Origin of the sequence: Clostridium sediminicola, assembly GCF_050402865.1 — a bacterium.
Taxonomy (GTDB): domain Bacteria; phylum Bacillota; class Clostridia; order Clostridiales; family Clostridiaceae; genus Clostridium_AF; species Clostridium_AF sediminicola.
Genome location: NZ_BAABMF010000001.1, coordinates 530344 through 547809, shown reverse-complemented (window position 1 = coordinate 547809; position 17466 = coordinate 530344). Strand labels below are relative to the sequence as shown.

General features: G+C 29.4%; 11 protein-coding genes and 1 other RNA gene. 10 read left to right on the top strand and 2 right to left on the bottom strand.

Features of this window, described 5'->3' with window-relative positions:
• Window positions 1-21 precede the first annotated feature (21 nt).
• The 8 genes from aspS to ACQ3F0_RS02665 all read left to right on the top strand — a co-directional run bounded on the left by aspS (window position 22) and on the right by ACQ3F0_RS02665 (window position 10079).
• The gene (aspS, locus tag ACQ3F0_RS02700; protein WP_428863486.1) at window positions 22-1806 is read left to right on the top strand and encodes an aspartate--tRNA ligase; all 1785 of its coding nucleotides are present in this window, start codon (window positions 22-24) and stop codon (window positions 1804-1806) included.
• Between the two features lie 57 nt (window positions 1807-1863).
• Window positions 1864-2039, top strand: a non-coding RNA gene (gene ssrS / locus ACQ3F0_RS02695) — 6S RNA.
• Between the two features lie 130 nt (window positions 2040-2169).
• Entirely contained in the window at window positions 2170-2439 is a 270-nt protein-coding gene (locus ACQ3F0_RS02690; protein ID WP_428863485.1) for a metal-sensitive transcriptional regulator, read from the top strand.
• A gap of 294 nt (window positions 2440-2733) precedes the next feature.
• Window positions 2734-3969, top strand: coding sequence for a serine hydroxymethyltransferase (locus tag ACQ3F0_RS02685; RefSeq protein WP_428863484.1), 1236 nt, complete (start codon window positions 2734-2736; stop codon window positions 3967-3969).
• 410 nt (window positions 3970-4379) lie between these two features.
• Window positions 4380-7886 (top strand): pyruvate:ferredoxin (flavodoxin) oxidoreductase, encoded by a 3507-nt coding sequence (gene nifJ / locus ACQ3F0_RS02680; RefSeq protein ID WP_428863483.1) that lies wholly within the window; start codon window positions 4380-4382, stop codon window positions 7884-7886.
• Between the two features lie 431 nt (window positions 7887-8317).
• Complete coding sequence (locus ACQ3F0_RS02675) at window positions 8318-8587, top strand: DUF1292 domain-containing protein (RefSeq protein WP_428863482.1); 270 nt, start codon at window positions 8318-8320, stop codon at window positions 8585-8587.
• A 19-nt stretch (window positions 8588-8606) separates the two neighbouring features.
• Window positions 8607-9242, top strand: coding sequence for an HAD-IB family hydrolase (locus tag ACQ3F0_RS02670; RefSeq protein ID WP_428863481.1), 636 nt, complete (start codon window positions 8607-8609; stop codon window positions 9240-9242).
• Window positions 9243-9254: 12 nt separating this feature from the next.
• On the top strand, window positions 9255-10079 hold the full coding sequence (locus ACQ3F0_RS02665; RefSeq protein ID WP_428863480.1) for an aminotransferase class IV: 825 nt from the start codon (window positions 9255-9257) through the stop codon (window positions 10077-10079).
• A gap of 46 nt (window positions 10080-10125) precedes the next feature.
• Here the strand turns inward: ACQ3F0_RS02665 and ACQ3F0_RS02660 are convergent, their stop codons facing one another.
• Entirely contained in the window at window positions 10126-11769 is a 1644-nt protein-coding gene (locus tag ACQ3F0_RS02660; protein ID WP_428863479.1) for a putative manganese-dependent inorganic diphosphatase, read from the bottom strand.
• Between the two features lie 205 nt (window positions 11770-11974).
• Between ACQ3F0_RS02660 and ACQ3F0_RS02655 the strand changes: the two genes are divergently transcribed.
• Entirely contained in the window at window positions 11975-14518 is a 2544-nt protein-coding gene (locus ACQ3F0_RS02655) for a calcium-translocating P-type ATPase, PMCA-type (protein ID WP_428863478.1), read from the top strand.
• Between the two features lie 23 nt (window positions 14519-14541).
• Here the strand turns inward: ACQ3F0_RS02655 and ACQ3F0_RS02650 are convergent, their stop codons facing one another.
• Window positions 14542-14967, bottom strand: a complete 426-nt coding sequence (locus tag ACQ3F0_RS02650; RefSeq protein ID WP_428863477.1) for a hypothetical protein — start codon at window positions 14965-14967, stop codon at window positions 14542-14544.
• A gap of 188 nt (window positions 14968-15155) precedes the next feature.
• On the opposite strand from ACQ3F0_RS02650, the gene ACQ3F0_RS02645 reads away from it, so the two are divergent.
• Window positions 15156-17438: an AAA family ATPase gene (locus ACQ3F0_RS02645; protein ID WP_428863476.1), complete on the top strand. Its 2283-nt coding sequence runs from the start codon at window positions 15156-15158 to the stop codon at window positions 17436-17438.
• The last annotated feature ends 28 nt before the right edge of the window (window positions 17439-17466 follow it).

Here is a 17466-nt window from a genome sequence, read left to right as displayed (position 1 = left end):
ATGCGAAAGTGAGGAAATATTATGGGAGAATCATTAAATAATTCAAAGCGAACTATAATGTGTGGTGAAGTAAGAGAAAGCCATATTGATAAAAGTTACACGGTTATGGGGTGGGTTCAGAGAAAAAGAAATTTAGGTGGATTGGTTTTTGTTGATTTAAGAGATACAACAGGAATATTGCAAGTAGTATTTGGGGAGGAAATTGAAAGCGAAGCATTTAAAAAAGCGGATTTATTAAAATCTGAGTACTGCGTAACTATCACAGGAGATTTAGTATTAAGACAATCACCTAATAATAATATCCCAACTGGTAAAGTTGAGTTACTAGGTAAGGATATTAAAATATTATCTAAATCAGAAACGCCTCCTATTTTAATCAAAGAGAACCTTGATACTGATGAAAGTATTAGATTAAAATATAGATATCTAGATTTAAGAAGACCAGATATGCAAAATATATTTAAAATAAGACATAAATGTGCTAAGGTAGTAAGAGATTTCTTGGATGAAAATGGATTCTTAGAACTTGATACTCCAATGCTCACTAAAAGTACTCCTGAAGGAGCTAGAGACTATTTAGTACCTAGTAGAAATTATCCGGGGATGTTTTATGCTCTACCTCAATCTCCGCAGCTATTCAAACAACTTTTAATGGTTTCGGGATTTGATAAGTATTTCCAGATAGCTAAATGCTTTAGAGATGAAGATTTAAGAGCTAATAGACAACCAGAATTTACTCAAATCGATATGGAAATGTCTTTCGTTGACTTAGATGATGTTATTGAGTTAAATGAAAAATTATTAAAAAGAGTTTTCAAAGAAGTAATTAATGTAGATGTGCCTACTCCTATTAGAAGAATGCCTTATGTTGAAGCGATGAATAAGTATGGATCTGATAAACCGGATTTAAGGTTTGGTTTAGAAATAGTTGATATATCTGAGCCTTTGAAGAGTAGTGAATTTGTAGTATTTAAATCTGCATTAGAGGGTGGCGGAAGTGTTAGATGTATTAAGGTACCTAATGCAGCTTCTATGGGTAGAAAACAACTTGATAAATTAACTAAATTTGTTAAAACATACAAAGCTAAAGGGTTAGCTTGGATAGCATACAAAGAAGATGAAATAAAATCACCAATTTCTAAGTTCCTTAGTGAAGAAGAATTAAATGGAGTTTTATCTGAAACAGGAGCAGAAGTTGGAGACTTGATTCTTATAGTTGCAGATACTGACAGTGTTGTTTTTCAATCTTTAGGTGCTCTAAGATTAGAAGTAGCAAAGAAATTAGATTTAATTGACAATTCTAAATTTGAATTTGTATGGGTTACAGAATTCCCATTAGTATCTTATAATGAAGAAGAGGATAGATACCAAGCAGAACATCATCCATTTACAATGCCTTTTGAGGAAGATTTGGAATTACTAGTAACTGATCCAGGAAAAGTTAGAGCTAAAGCTTATGATATTGTCCTTAACGGAGAAGAATTAGGTGGAGGAAGTATAAGAATTCATGATACTGAACTTCAAGAAAAAATGTTTAATGTTTTAGGGTTCACTAAAGAAAGTGCTTGGGAAAGATTTGGATTCTTACTAGATGCATTTAAATTCGGTCCACCACCACATGGCGGACTTGCTTATGGATTAGATAGAATGGTCATGTTTTTAGCAGGAACAGAAAACATTAAGGATGTTATAGCATTCCCTAAGAATCAAAATGCATTCTGTCCATTGACTGAAGCACCAAATGTAGCTGATGAAAAACAATTAGGAGAGCTTGGAATCAAGGTTATTGCAGAAACAAAAGAATAATTACTGTTTATCCTTAAATATTTTTTATAAAATGTAGTATAATATAATTAAGAAGTTTTGTTCCTGCTTTATTTGTATAGTAAGTATATATTGACCCAACACTTTTTATTAGGGAATCTTTCTCTGTTTATGGAATGATACTCTTAACTGAGAACTTGAAATTGACAGGAAGATACCCACCTGTTGAGAGACAGGATCAACTATAACTTCTTATACGGTAAAGTGGGAGCTCATTGTTTTGTTTTATAAAGTTAAAAAACTTCAAATTAAAATAGATATGTGTGATTTTAATAGGACTAAAATACGTTTAGGGGTAATTTAACAAGTATTGAAAAAATTAGATTTCTAGATGGTGGGATAAAAATGGAAGATAATACAAATCTAAATAAAAGTATTCAAAACAGATTGAGGAGAATAGAAGGCCAGGTTAAAGGTATCGAGAGAATGTTGGATAATGAAGTTTGTTGTAAAGACATTTTAGTACAAGTTGCGGCAGTAAGAGCAGCAGTAAATAAAGTTGGAACATTGATTCTTCAAAATTATGCGGAAAATTGTCTTCTATCAGATGTAAAAGAAGAAAGAGGAGAAGAAGTAGAACAATTGGTTAATACAATAACAATGTTTCTAAAATAAAAATAAAAGCTAGGTTTACACAAGAAGTTGGAAATAGATACTTCTTGTTTTTTCTTTTATTTAATTAAAAGCTTTCGCTTGCGAAAGGTATCCACAACTTGTCACTTATCACTTGTAACTTGTCACTATAAATTTCCAACTTCTTCGCAATTTATAAATAGCATGTATAATTATTTATCTATAATATCTAGAAATATAGCTTTATAGAAAAAAGTGCGTAATAAATTATTGATATTATTTACAAATAAATATATAATATTACTTAATCAAAAAAAGGGAACTAGGGGTGATTTTATGAATTTTGAAAATTTAATGCAAAATGATAAAGAAATGTACGAAATAATTAATGCAGAAGAAAGACGACAGAATGAGAATATTGAGTTAATTGCATCTGAAAATTTTACAAGTAAAGCTGTAATGGAAGCTATGGGTTCTACTTTAACAAACAAATATGCTGAAGGATATCCGGGTAAAAGATACTATGGTGGATGTGTGGAAGTAGATAAGGCAGAAAATTTGGCTAGAAAAAGGATGAAAGAGTTATTTGGAGCAGAACATGTAAATGTTCAACCACATTCAGGATCTCAAGCAAATATGGCTGTTTATACTGCAATGCTTCAACCAGGTGACACAATATTAGGAATGGATTTAACTCATGGAGGACATCTTACTCATGGAAGCAAAGTGAATTTTTCTGGATTACTATATAACTTTGTTTCATATGGTGTTAAAGAAGAAGATGAGAAAATTGATTATGATAATTTAAGTGATTTAGCATTAGAATATAAACCTAAAATGATTGTTGCTGGTGCAAGTGCTTATCCACGAACAATTGATTTTAAGAAACTTAGAAAAATATGTGATGAAATTGGAGCATACTTAATGGTTGATATAGCTCATATTGCAGGGTTAGTTGCAACTGGAGAGCATCCTTCACCAATAGAATACGCAGATTTTGTAACTACTACAACACATAAAACATTAAGAGGACCTCGTGGAGGCGCAATAATGTGTAAAGAAGAGTACGCAAAAGCAATAGATAAAGCAATTTTCCCAGGTATTCAAGGAGGTCCATTAATGCATGTTATTGCTGCAAAAGCTGTTTGTTTTGGTGAAGCTCTAACAAAAGAATACAAAGATTATATTATACAAGTAAAGAAGAATGCAAATGTTTTAGCTGAAGAGTTAATAGAATATGGCTTTAGACTTGTTTCTGGAGGGACTGACAACCATCTTTTACTTATTGACTTAAGTAGTAAAGATATTACAGGTAAGGAAGCAGAAGCTTTATTAGACTCAGTAGGTATTACTGTAAATAAAAATACTATACCATTTGAAAAAAGAAGTCCTTTTGTAACAAGTGGTATTAGAATTGGTACACCTGCAGTTACAACTAGGGGATTTAAAGAAGAAGAAATGAAGGAAATTGCTTATTTAATTAATTATACAATTGAACATAGAACCGATAACTTAGATGTAGTTAGTGAAAAAGTTAAAAAAATATGTAACAGATATCCACTATATAAATAAAAAAGAAAGTCAATTCTCTTTTTATAGATTTTATATAAAAGTACATAAAAAATAGAATAGACATAAAGTCAGAAAATTCGAACAATTATGATAATTACGAATTTGCAGAGATAATCTTCCTTTTATAAAGACAAAATATGATTGTATTGTTATAATTATATATGATAATTGCTTTTTTATGGCAAGTAGCTAAATTAAATCTAAATTATACTTGATAATAAATTAACAAGCAATTTGTAACTTTACTTTCATAAATTGAAATGTTATTTATTATGATTTGTTTGTTGAAAAACTGTTTTCAAGTCTATTTGGATAATTGTATTTATTTTGGTTACACTAAAATTGTTTAATCAAAGTTGTTACGAACTTGCTTATAAGCAGGCAAATTTTATAGAAAGAAGGTATACACGATGAGTAAAATGAAAACTATGGATGGTAATACTGCTGCTTCATATGTTTCTTATGCATTTACAGATGTTGCTGCAATATTCCCAATAACTCCATCATCTCCAATGGCTGAGCATGTAGATGAATGGGCAGCTCAAGGAGTTAAAAACATTTTCGGTCAAACTGTAAAGGTTGTTGAGATGCAATCAGAAGGTGGAGCATCAGGTGCAGTGCACGGATCTTTACAAGCAGGAGCATTAACAACTACATACACAGCATCACAAGGATTATTACTTATGGTACCAAATATGTACAAAATAGCAGGTGAATTATTACCTAGTGTTTTCCATGTAAGTGCTAGAGCCCTTGCTGCTCATGCATTATCAATCTTTGGAGATCACTCTGATGTAATGGCTGCTAGACAAACTGGTTTTGCTTTCTTATCTTCAAATGGAGTACAAGAAGCTATGGATTTAGGAGCTGTTGCTCACTTAGCTACAATCAAAAGTAAAGTTCCATTTGTACATTTCTTTGATGGATTTAGAACTTCACACGAAATTCAAAAGATTGAAGCTTTAGATTATAATGATTTAGCGAAAATTGTTGATATGGATGCTGTTAAAGCGTTCAGAGACAATGCAATGAATCCTGAACATCCAGTAACAAGAGGTACTGCTCAAAACCCAGATATTTTCTTCCAAGCTAAAGAATCTATCAATAAATTCTATGATGCTCTTCCAGCAATTGTTGAAGAATATATGGGTGAAATAAATAAATTAACAGGTAGAAACTATCAATTATTTAACTATGTTGGTGCAGAAGATGCAGAATATGTTTTAGTTGCTATGGGTTCTGGCTGTGATGCTATAGAAGAAACAGTTAATTATTTAAATTCTAAAGGTGAAAAAGTTGGTTTATTAAAAGTTCGTCTTTATAGACCATTTGTTACAGAAAAATTCTTAGATGCTATACCAAGCACAGTTAAGAAAATTGCTGTATTAGATAGAACAAAAGAGCCAGGAGCAATCGGAGAACCTCTATACTTAGACGTAAGAGCTGCATTCTATGAATCAGATAGAACTCCTGTAATTGTTGGTGGAAGATATGGATTAGGTTCTAAAGAATTTACTCCAGGTCATGTAGCTGCAGTTATAGAAAACTTGAAATCAGATTCTCCTAAGAATGGATTTACTGTTGGTATTGAAGATGATGTTACTAACACATCTGTTGGATTCGTTCCAGGTATCGATGTAATCAAAGAAGGAACTACTGCATGTAAGTTCTGGGGATTGGGTTCAGATGGTACAGTTGGAGCTAACAAAAGTGCAATTAAAATTATTGGTGACCATACAGATATGTATGCTCAAGGATATTTTTCATATGATTCTAAGAAGTCTGGAGGAATTACAGTTTCTCACTTGAGATTTGGTAAAAACCATACAAATTCTCCATACTTGATTCAAACACCTCACTTTGTAGCTTGTCATAACCAATCATATGTTGATAAATATGATATTTTAGAGGGATTAAGAGATGGCGGAACTTTCTTATTGAATACTATCTGGACTCCAGAAGAAGTAGAAGAAAAGTTACCTGCAAACTTAAAGAAATATATAGCTGACCATAACATCAATTTCTACACATTAGATGCTATTAAAATTGCATCAGAAATTGGTCTTGGTGGAAGAATTAATATGATAATGCAATCTGCATTCTTTAAATTAACTAACATTATCCCTATAGAAGATGCTGTTAGATTCTTAAAAGAAGCTGTTGTTAAATCATATGGTAAAAAAGGTGAAAAAGTTGTTAACATGAATAATGCAGCTATAGATAAAGGAATAGAGTCAGTTGTGAAAATTGATGTTCCAGCTGCTTGGGCAGATGCTGTTTCTGAAGCTAATGGTGACTTAGAACTTCCAGAATTCTTCAAAGACGTTTGCTTACCTGTTAATTCACAAAAAGGTGATTCTTTACCTGTAAGTGCTTTTGCTGGTAGAGAAGATGGATCATTCCCACCAGGAACTGCGGCTCATGAAAAAAGAGGTATTGCTGTAAATGTTCCAGAATGGTTAGAGGAAAATTGTATTCAATGTAACCAATGTTCATATGTATGTCCTCATGCTGTATTAAGACCAGTTCTTCTTACTCAAGAAGAGGTTGATAATGCACCAGCAGGAATAAAATATGTTGAAGCTAAAGGCATAAAATCAGAAGAAAAATTATTATATACTATGACTGTTAGTTCACTAGATTGTACTGGTTGTGGAAACTGTGTTGAGGTATGTCCTGCTAAGAATAAAGCATTAGTTATGGAACCAATAGCTACACAAATGGATCAACAAGCTGTTTATGCTTATGGTCAAGAAAAACAAAAAGCTAATCCAATGAACAAGAATACAGTTAAAGGTAGTCAGTTTGAATTACCGTTGTTTGAGTTCTCTGGTGCTTGTGCTGGATGTGGAGAAACTCCATATGCTAAATTAATTACTCAATTATTTGGTGATAGAATGATGATAGCTAATGCTACAGGTTGTTCATCAATTTGGGGTGGATCTGCTCCTACAACTCCATATACTGTTAATGCTGAAGGTAAAGGACCAGCTTGGGCTAACTCTTTATTTGAAGATAACGCAGAATATGGTTATGGTATGTTCGTAGGTGCTGAACAAGTTAGAGAAAGATTAGCTATTCTTGCTGATAAAGCTCAAGAAGAAGCTATAAGTGATGAATTAAAAACTGCTTTAAAAGAGTGGAAAGAAGTTAAAGCATTAGGAGAAGAGTCAAAAGTTGCTGCTGCTAAATTATTACCATTAATTGAAGCAGAAAAAGCAAATTCTGTTGTTGCTGAATTATCTGAAAGAGCTGACTATTTAGTTAAGAGATCTCAATGGATATTTGGTGGAGACGGATGGGCTTATGATATCGGTTATGGTGGATTAGACCATGTTCTTGCATCAGGTGACGATGTTAATGTATTTGTATTTGATACTGAGATTTACTCTAATACTGGTGGTCAGGCTTCAAAAGCTACTCCATTCTCTGCAATTGCAAAATTTGCTGCTGCAGGTAAAAGAACTAAGAAGAAAGATCTTGGTATGATGGCTATGAGTTATGGATATGTATATGTTGCTCAAATAGCAATGGGTTCTGATAAAAATCAAACACTTAAAGCTATTAAAGAAGCAGAAGCTTATCCAGGTCCATCTTTAATTATCGGTTATGCTCCATGTATTTCTCATGGAATTAAAGCTGGTATGGGATGTAGCCAATTAGAACAGAAGAAAGCAGTTGATGTTGGATACTGGCATTTATATAGATTCAATCCTGAATTAAAAGATGCTGGTAAGAATCCATTTATACTAGATTCTAAAGAACCAAAAGAAGGATTCAAAGACTTCTTACTTGGTGAAGTTAGATACGCTTCTCTTCAAAAAGTTCGTCCAGAATTAGCAGAAGAATTCTTCGCTAAAACTGAAAAAGATGCTAAAGAAAGATATGAAACTTATAAGAAATTAGCAGATAAATAATATAGTTAAAAGACTTCTCGAATGAGAAGTCTTTTTAATTTTGGCTATGTTTTAAAATAATGTTGATATCTAAAAAGTAATTCGCAATTAAAATAGAATAACTATGGTATAAACTTACTAGTTTAAATTCTTAAATAATAACATAAAATATAATAATGAAAGGGGTTGAATAGCTTTGGATACCATTAAAAATATTATAAAAAAAACAAGGCATTCACTTAATAGAATGGATATAAATTGGAGAAAAGCAATAAAAAATTTAAAAAGAAACTTCTAATATAAGAGAGTATGCTTTTAGCATACTCTTTTTCATAAGGGCTTTTATTTTTAGAGGATAATTGGTAGAATATAATATATAGTTAAGTTATAAAAAATTTGATTTTTTTTATTGTTAATAGAAAGAATTATATTAAACTAGGAGGACGTAGCATATGAAAGAAAAATTTAATGAAGTGGAAACAAATTCAGATATTATTGAAATTGAGATAGAAGATATTGATGGAAGAATGATTCCATGTGAAATAGTTGATGGATTTTTGTTTAAATCAAATGAATATGCTTTAGTAAAGAATAAAGAAAATAATACTGTGTATTTATTCAAGGTAATGGGAGATGATGATGAAGCTGAACTAGTAATTCCTGAAGAAAAGGAATTTAAAGAAGCATCTCTTTATTACGAAAAACTAGTAGAAGAAGAATAAAGAATTTTCGGAGGATATTATGGAAAAACTCGCAATATTTGATGTTGATTATACATTGACAAAAAGTGAAACTTTATACGAATTATTTAAGTATATGATAAAAAAAGATAGAAAGCTTATAAGATATATCCCTGTTAGCTTAGGTTCAGCATTATTATATGTGCTAAAGTATTTTGATGAAAAAAGAGCTAAAGACAATTTTATTCGTTTTTTAAAAGGTATTCACGAAGAAGATTTATCAGAAATAATGAAGGGTTTTTATCATGAAAGATTAAGTGAGATTTTATACAAAGATGCAATTGATACTATAAAGAAATTGAAAAAAGAGGGATGTTTAATTTATTTGATATCAGCGTCACCTGAGACTTATTTAAATGAGTTGTATAACATAAAAGAAGTAGATATGATAATTGGAACAAGGTTAAGGTATGAAAACTTTTGTTATTCAATACATGGTGAAAACTGTAAAGGTGAAGAGAAGGTAAAAAGATTAAAAGAAGTTTTAAAAAAAGAAAATATAGAAGTAGATTTTGAAAACTCCTATATGTTCTCAGATTCTTTATCAGATTTGCCGTTGTTAAAATTAGTTGGGAATCCTTATTTAATCAATTATAAAAAGGGGCACGATGAAATAAAGATTCTTTCTTGGAAATAGGGGGAAGTTTTTGTGAGCGAATGTATAAAGAAATTTTATATAGAAAACAGCGATTTGAAATTAGTTGAATCTTTTGATGATGGTTTAGTTCTAAAGGAAAATTCAATATATGAAGTATTTAGAATTATTGACGGTATCCCATTGTTTATTGAAAAGCATTATACTAGATTAGAAAATAGTTTTAAATTGATTAATAAAGACATTAGTATGACTCTAGAAAAACTAAAAGTCTTAGTTAAAGAACTCTGTAATTCAAATGAAGTTTATACAGGTAATATGAAGCTGGTTTGTAATTTAGATGGAAATAACAACATGTTTTTATATTTTATTAAGCACCAATATCCAACTAAAGAAAATTATAAGAAAGGTGTTTCTACAGTTAGTTTTAATTTTAATAGAGAAAATCCTAATGCAAAACTAGTCAAAGGTAACTATAAAAAAATCACACAGCAAATAAGAGATACTAAAGGAGTCTATGAGTTAGTTTTAGTAGATGATAACGGTAGTATTTTAGAAGGAAGTAAATCTAATATATTTATGATACAGGGAGAGACAGTAATAACATCACCAAAAGAGAAAGTTTTGAAAGGAATAACTAGAGAGATTATCTATGAGCTTTGTAAAGAAAATAATATTACTATTATTGAAAAAGCTATTAATTTAAAAGATTTATACAAATTAGATGCAATGTTTATTTCAGGGACTTCTCCAAAGGTTCTGCCAATTTCATCATTGGACGGTACTAAATATTCTACTGAAAATGAGATATTAAAATTAATTGTTGATGAATATAATAAAAAAATAGAAACTTATATAAGTACCTATAAATACGAATAATATAAAGAAAAAAGGCTGACGATAAAGTCAGTCCTTTTGTTTTGTATTATCTTAAATTCTCGATAGTAGTTGAAATGGGAGGTATTACTTGTTTTTTTCTAGATAAGACGCCTTCGACATAAAGTTCATTGTTAACTAATTTTTTGTTGAAAGCATTAGCTAAAATGTCTTTATTTTTACCACTAACTAAGAAGTTAGATCCACCATTAAGTATATCTGTTAACATAAGAACAAGTATATCATAATCTTCTATTGATGCTTTCTTATCAATAAAATTTAGTAACTCTTCTTTCTTGCATTCAAATTGTTCAATGTTCATAGTATTAATCTGTGATACACCAATTTTTTTATCTAGTAAAGTGAATGATTTAAAGTCTCCATTAAATATTTCATCAATACTTTTATTTTCTATAGATGTTCCAGCTTTAAACATTTTATCAGCAAAATCATCAACATCTATATTTGCTATGTCTGCAAGTCTATTTAGAACTATTTTATCTATATTTGTAGATGTGGGAGATCTGAAAAGTAAAGTATCAGATATTATTGCAGCAGCTAAAATACCAGCTATCTTTCTAGATGGTCTGAGTCCATTCTCAAAGAATATATTTGCAACTATAGTTGCGGTACTTCCAACAGGCTCATTTCTAAAGTATATTGGCAACCCAGTTTGTACATCAGCTATCCTATGGTGATCGATTATTTCAGTAATAGTTGCATCCTCAGCACCATCTATTGATTGGCTTAATTCATTGTGATCTACAAGGATTAATTTCTTTTTTTTCTGTGATATCAAATGATATCTGGAAATAGTTCCAATGACTCTATTACAAGTGTTTAGAACAGGATAACTTCTATATCTAGTTTTAGCCATAACTTCTCTTATATCCTCAACGAACTCGATTGATTTAAATGAAACTAAATTGTCTTTTGACATAACATATTTAACAGGAATGCTTTGAATTATTAAGCGGGATGTAGTAAATGTATCGTGAGGTGTAGATATTACAGAACAACCTGCTTTTTTTGCTTTTTCAATTATTTCTTTTGTAGGGGTAAAATTACCTGTTAATATCAATAAAGAAATTTTATGCTCTAAAATGGCTTCTATAGAATCAAGTCTATTACCGCATATAATTATGTCTCCTTCTTCAATAAGTTCTTTTGCAGATGATGGCTCCATTGCTGTAACTAAAATTTTCCCTTTGTAATGTTCGATTAGTTTATTATGTATAATAGTCTTTCCTGACAAAGTATCAATAATATTTTCAAATGTAGTACAACTTTTACCTAGAATATAATTGTTCCATATATCCATATATGTTGTAGTTAAATCTGATATGGAAACGACACCTTCAAAAACACCTTCATTATTGACGAGAGGCATTGTTTTCATATTTTCTTTCTTCATAATATTCCAAGCGGTTTTCATTGAGATTTCTGGTGAGATAGGAGCAATTTTATCCATTTGCAAATCTCTTACCTGAGCTTTCATAGTTTCCATTAATTTGGGTTTATCAAGATCAAAATAATCCAATATAAATTTCGTCTCTCTATTCAGTTCCCCTAATCTTATAGGAATAGCGGTTATATTTTCAGTTTTATTCTTAAAATCAGCATAAGCTAAAGCTGAACAAATAGAGTCAGTATCAGGATTTTTATGACCACATATATAATAAGTTTCTTTCACATTTAAAACTCCTTTCAAATTCAAGTATTTTTATTATAACTTATATTCAAGATAATTTTCCATAAAAATTTCAAATTTTTCATAACATAGTAGGTATAAATCATATAAATATTTATAGGTATAGTTATAGATGTACTTATATGTATGGTGAAAGTACAGATATTCAAGTTTATCTTTGGATTATCTATAGAAAGGGAGGAAAAAGATGATAAATGATAAAAGGTTCTATCGTGGGTTATCTAATAATGAAGCTAGCACAAGAAGAAAAAAATTTGGAGCAAATTGCATTGAAAAAAAGAAAGCAGTATCACCAATAAGAATTTTTCTTGAACAATATAATGATTTTATAACATGGGTTCTTATTGGAGCAACAATATTATCATTATTTATGGGAGAAAAAGCAGATGCAATAACTATTCTAATCATTGTAGTTATGAATTCTATTTTAGGATTTATTCAAGAATTTAGAACAGAAAAATCACTTGAAGCATTAAAAGAAATGGCTTCACCAACAGCAAAAGTAATAAGGGATGGAAATATTATTGTAGTAAATGCAGAATTTTTGGTGCCAGGAGATGTGGTAGTTCTGGAAAGTGGGGATAGAATACCAGCAGACTGCTCTTTGATAGAAGGAGTAGGTATGAAAATAGATGAATCTTTGCTTACTGGTGAATCTGAAAGTATTGAAAAAAGCTTGTTACAAGGACACGATAAATTATTTATGGGAACGATAATTATAAGTGGAAAAGGCCTTGCGAAAGTTGTATCTATCGGAATGAAAACTGAAATGGGTAAGATTGCAAAGATGCTTGGAGAAATAGAAAGAGAACGTTCGCCTCTAAAAGATAAATTGAATTCTTTGGGAAAAATATTGGTTATAACATGCATAGTTATATGTGCTATAGTAACTGTTATGGGAATTTTACGAGGAAATGATAAATATCAGATGTTTTTATTAGGAGTGTCTCTTGCAGTGGCTGCTATACCAGAAGGGCTAACGGCTATTGTTACAGTTGCATTAGCATTAGGAGTCTCAAGAATGCTTAAAAGAAATGCTTTGATTAGAAAATTACCTGCAGTTGAAACTTTGGGATGTACATCAATTATTTGTAGTGATAAAACAGGAACATTAACACAGAATAAAATGAAAGTCCTAAAAATTTATTTTGACAGAAAAATATATGATTTAAATAATAAAGAATTTAAAAATGAAGTATTGAAAAAAGCTTTTGTTTTGTGTAATGACTGTTCTGTAGATAAAAATAAAGATAATTTCGAAGAATCTATTAGAGGAGACGCAACGGATAAAGCTTTATTACAAGTGTTTTTTAATGACAAAGATACATATTATAACTATTTAAAAGGTAAGAATAAAATATTTGAAATACCGTTTGATTCTACTAGAAAAAGAGTTTCAGCAGTAATAAATGAGAATAACAATAAAACAGCTTATGTTAAAGGCGCTCCAGAAATTATTTTAAAAAGATGTAAGTTTATTTATAAAAATGGTGCCTGTGAGGCAATTACTACTGAGGATAAACGAAAAATTCTTAAAGTAGTAGAAAATATGACAAAAGAAGCTCTAAGGTGTATTGCTGCAGCTTATAAGCCAGATATTGATATAAATAATAAAAGAATAGAAGAAAATTTAGTATTTTTAGGAATAGCTGCTATGAAAGATCCTCCAAGAGAAGAAGTAAAAGATGCAGTTTTAAAATGCAGGATGTCTGGTATTAAACCTATTATGATAACAGGAGATCATAGAAATACTGCTTTTGCTATTGCAAAAGAAATTGGAATTGCTAAAAAAGATAATGAAGTATTATCTGGAATAGACATAGATAAATTATCTGATATGGAGTTGATAGATAGATGTAGAAAGATAACTGTTTTTTCAAGAGTTACACCTAATCATAAGTTGAGGATTGTAAGAAGTTTCAAAAAACTAAATAATATTGTAGCAATGACCGGTGATGGGGTTAATGATGCACCGGCTGTAAAAGAAGCAGATATAGGCATCTCCATGGGGATATCAGGAACAGATGTTACAAAAGAAGCATCTTCAATGATACTAATAGATGATAATTTTGCAACTATTGTGTCAGCTGTTGAAGAAGGAAGAATAATTTATAATAATATAAGAAAGTTTATAAGATATTTATTATCCTGTAATCTAGGAGAAGTATTAACTATGTTTTTGGCCTCTATTATAAATATTCAAACACCATTATTGCCAATTCAAATTTTATTTGTAAATCTTGCAACTGATGGGTTACCTGCAATAGCATTAGGATTAGATCCTGCAGATAAAGATATAATGATGGAGAGACCAAGGGAAAAAAATGAAAATATTTTTGCTAGAGGGCTCAGTGAAAAAATATTCATAAGAGGATCTTTAATAGGAGTTTGTACAATATTAGCATTTTTAGCGGGTAAGTACTATGGTATGAGTTTGGAAACATGTAGGACATTGACTTTAGGAACATTAGTATTGTCACAATTGATTCATGTTTTTGAGTGCAGATCAGAAAAACACTCTATATTTGAAATTAAATTTTTTACTAATATTTATTTAGTTGGAGCAGTAATTGTTTCAATAATAATGTTAGTGTCTATTATGTATATACCATTTTTTAGAGAAATATTTCATACTACAGCTATAGATTTAGGACAATGGGTAATTATATTTTTCTTTTCAAGTATAATATCTTTTATAAATAGCATATATTTACTTTTTTTCAATAAATAAAAAAGAAACTTTTCAGTTTCTTTTTATTTATTACGGTATTTTATTTTTTGTGCATTCTTGATTTTCTTTAGATTTTCATCATTATCATCAGATGCTATAAGTTGTTGTTTAGTAGTGAGGTTCATTATGTTCATAACTTCGATATTTTCTCTTGAATTTTTACCTTTTTTACCTTTTAGACCTTGAATAATTAAAGAGTTACCTTGTGATACAGAAATAAATTTAGGTTTTTTAAACCAGCTATTCTTTTTATATATACATTTAACAATATTTCTACTTCTTTCAGGTTTAACGATTATAGTTACTAACATTTTATGAAAAATCCATAAAACTGATTTTTGCTCCATTTTTACAGATAAAACTTTACCTTGTGCTTGAGTTAGTCTATCACCATATTTTTTCAAATAATTTTTTTGATAATTTGCAGTTAATTTTTCTTTTATGCCCATATATATTACTCCTTTACTTAGAATTTATCAATAATATCTCTAATACAACTACTGAAAATTATATCATAGTATTATTTTTTTTAAAAGTATTCTTTTTATAAAAATAATAATTGAATTTTTATTTTTGTGAACAAGTTCCTATTTTACTCTCTGGCGAATATTAATATATTATGGAAAGGAGGCTTGTTATGTATAGAGAGTTAAGTGCTAAAGAGGTAGTTTACTCAATAAATTTTGATGAAGTAAAAAGCAATAATAGAGATAACATAATACCAGAATACGAAGAAAATGTATTCAAGGAATTGAATGATGCATTTTATATTAATAATAGAGGGTTTAATGTTTATCTTATTGATGATATATCTTTGCTGAAAATAGATAAAATGAAGAAATATCTAGAAAATCTTATGACTAATAAAAAGGTACTTGGCGATATTTGTTATGTTATAAAAGATTCTATTGAAATTCCAAAGTCTTTAGTATTAAAAAAAGGTAATGGTATTGTTTTGAAGGATCAATTAGAAATGCTACAAAAAAGATATTATGATATCATATTTGATTTTTATAATACAGATGATTGTAAAGATAAAGAAAACATTATTGATTCTCTTCAAGCTTACAGAACAAAACTCGTTGAAGGGTTAGTGGATAAAGCTCATAACAGCGGATTTGATATAAAGTCAAGTTATAAAGGGTTTGCGTTTATACCTTTAGATAAAGAAGAAGAGGTTGTAACTGAAGAAGATTATGAATTGTTAGAGTCTGATGAAAAAACGAAAATGTTAGAGAAAGTTGAAGAATTAAAGGCAGAAGCAAAGAAAATATTAAATGAGTTAAAAGATAAAGAAATTGAAGAATTAGAGAAATTAAAAGAGTACTTTAGATTATACTTGCAAAACGAAACTGTTGATTTGAAAGAAGAGATTAAAGTTAAATTTGAAGATGATAAGGTGGCATTTGAATATCTTGAATATGTTTATTGTAATCTTGAAAAAGATATAATAAATAATTACACAATGAGTTTTGAAGATGATGAGAATAGTATCAAAGAATTATTACTCAAATATAACGTAAATGTATTTTATGATGCATCAAATTTAAACGCTCCAAGAGTTGTTTTTGAAAATGATCCATCAATATCAAATTTATTTGGTAATATTGAATATGTTAGCAAAAATGGTACTTATCAAACTGAAATCTCAATGATTATGCCCGGTTCAATTGTTAAGGCTAATGGAGGATGTTTAATTATTGATATAAATAAGCTGCTTAACTATCCAAAAGCTTATAATTATCTAAAAAAATTTATAGAAGAAGGAAAAGTGAAATTAGACTATAATAAAAATTATCTAGACCTACTTACTATAAATTCTATTAAACCAGAAGCTTGCGAAATAAATGAAAAAATAATATTAGTTGGAAGTTCAGAAATGTATAATCTTCTATATACTTATGATAGCGATTTTAAAAAATTATTTAAAATAAAAGTTGAATACAATCCAGTGGTTAATGTTAATACCAGCAATAAATCCTTGTTAGTAGATACTATTGATACTCTTTGTAATGATAATAACTACAAAACAATAGAGAAGAGTTGTTATGGTAAGATAGCTAAATATTTATCAAGGGAAGCGGATAATAAAAATAAAATATATTTCAATATTGAAAAAATAAATGATATTCTAATATTTTCAAATAGAGAAGCTAAGAAACTTAATAAGGATTTAATTGATAAAGATAGTTTGTTTTTTCCAAATACTGATAATGAAATATTGAAAAAAAGGTTAGAAGAATTCTATAGCAATAAACATATCTTAATAAGTGTTAATGAAAAACTTGTTGGTCAAGTTAATGGATTATCTGTAATAGAGTTGAATAATTCTGTAATTGGTAAACCAATAAGAATAACTTGTAATTGCTATAAAGGCAGTGGTAATATTGTTGATGTTCAAAAAGAAAGTGAATTAAGTGGCAAGATACACTCAAAAGCAGTCAATACTTTAAATGGATTAATAAATAATAAATTAGATATTTATACTAAAATATCTGTAGACTTTCATCTTAGTTTTGAGCAGATATATGGTGAAGTCGATGGTGATAGCGCTTCTGTTGCCGAATATATTTGTATGATAAGTTCACTTAGTAAAGTGCCGATAAAACAAAATATTGCAGTTACAGGCTCTCTGAACCAATTTGGTACAGTTCAGTCAATAGGTGGAGTGAATGAGAAAATTGAGGGATATTTTAATGTTTGTAAGTTAATTGATGATGTTAAAGATAAAGGGGTTTTGATCCCTATTACCAATAAAGAAAATTTGATTTTATCAGAAGAAGTGGAAGAAGCTATTAAAAGAAAAGATTTTCATATTTATGTGATGGAAACAATAGAAGATGCAGTTGAGATTTTAATGGGAAATTACGAAGAAGTTATGACTAAAGTAAAGAAAGAATTGAAAAAATATGTAAAATAAAAAAAGTGCGAAATTGAATTCGCACTTT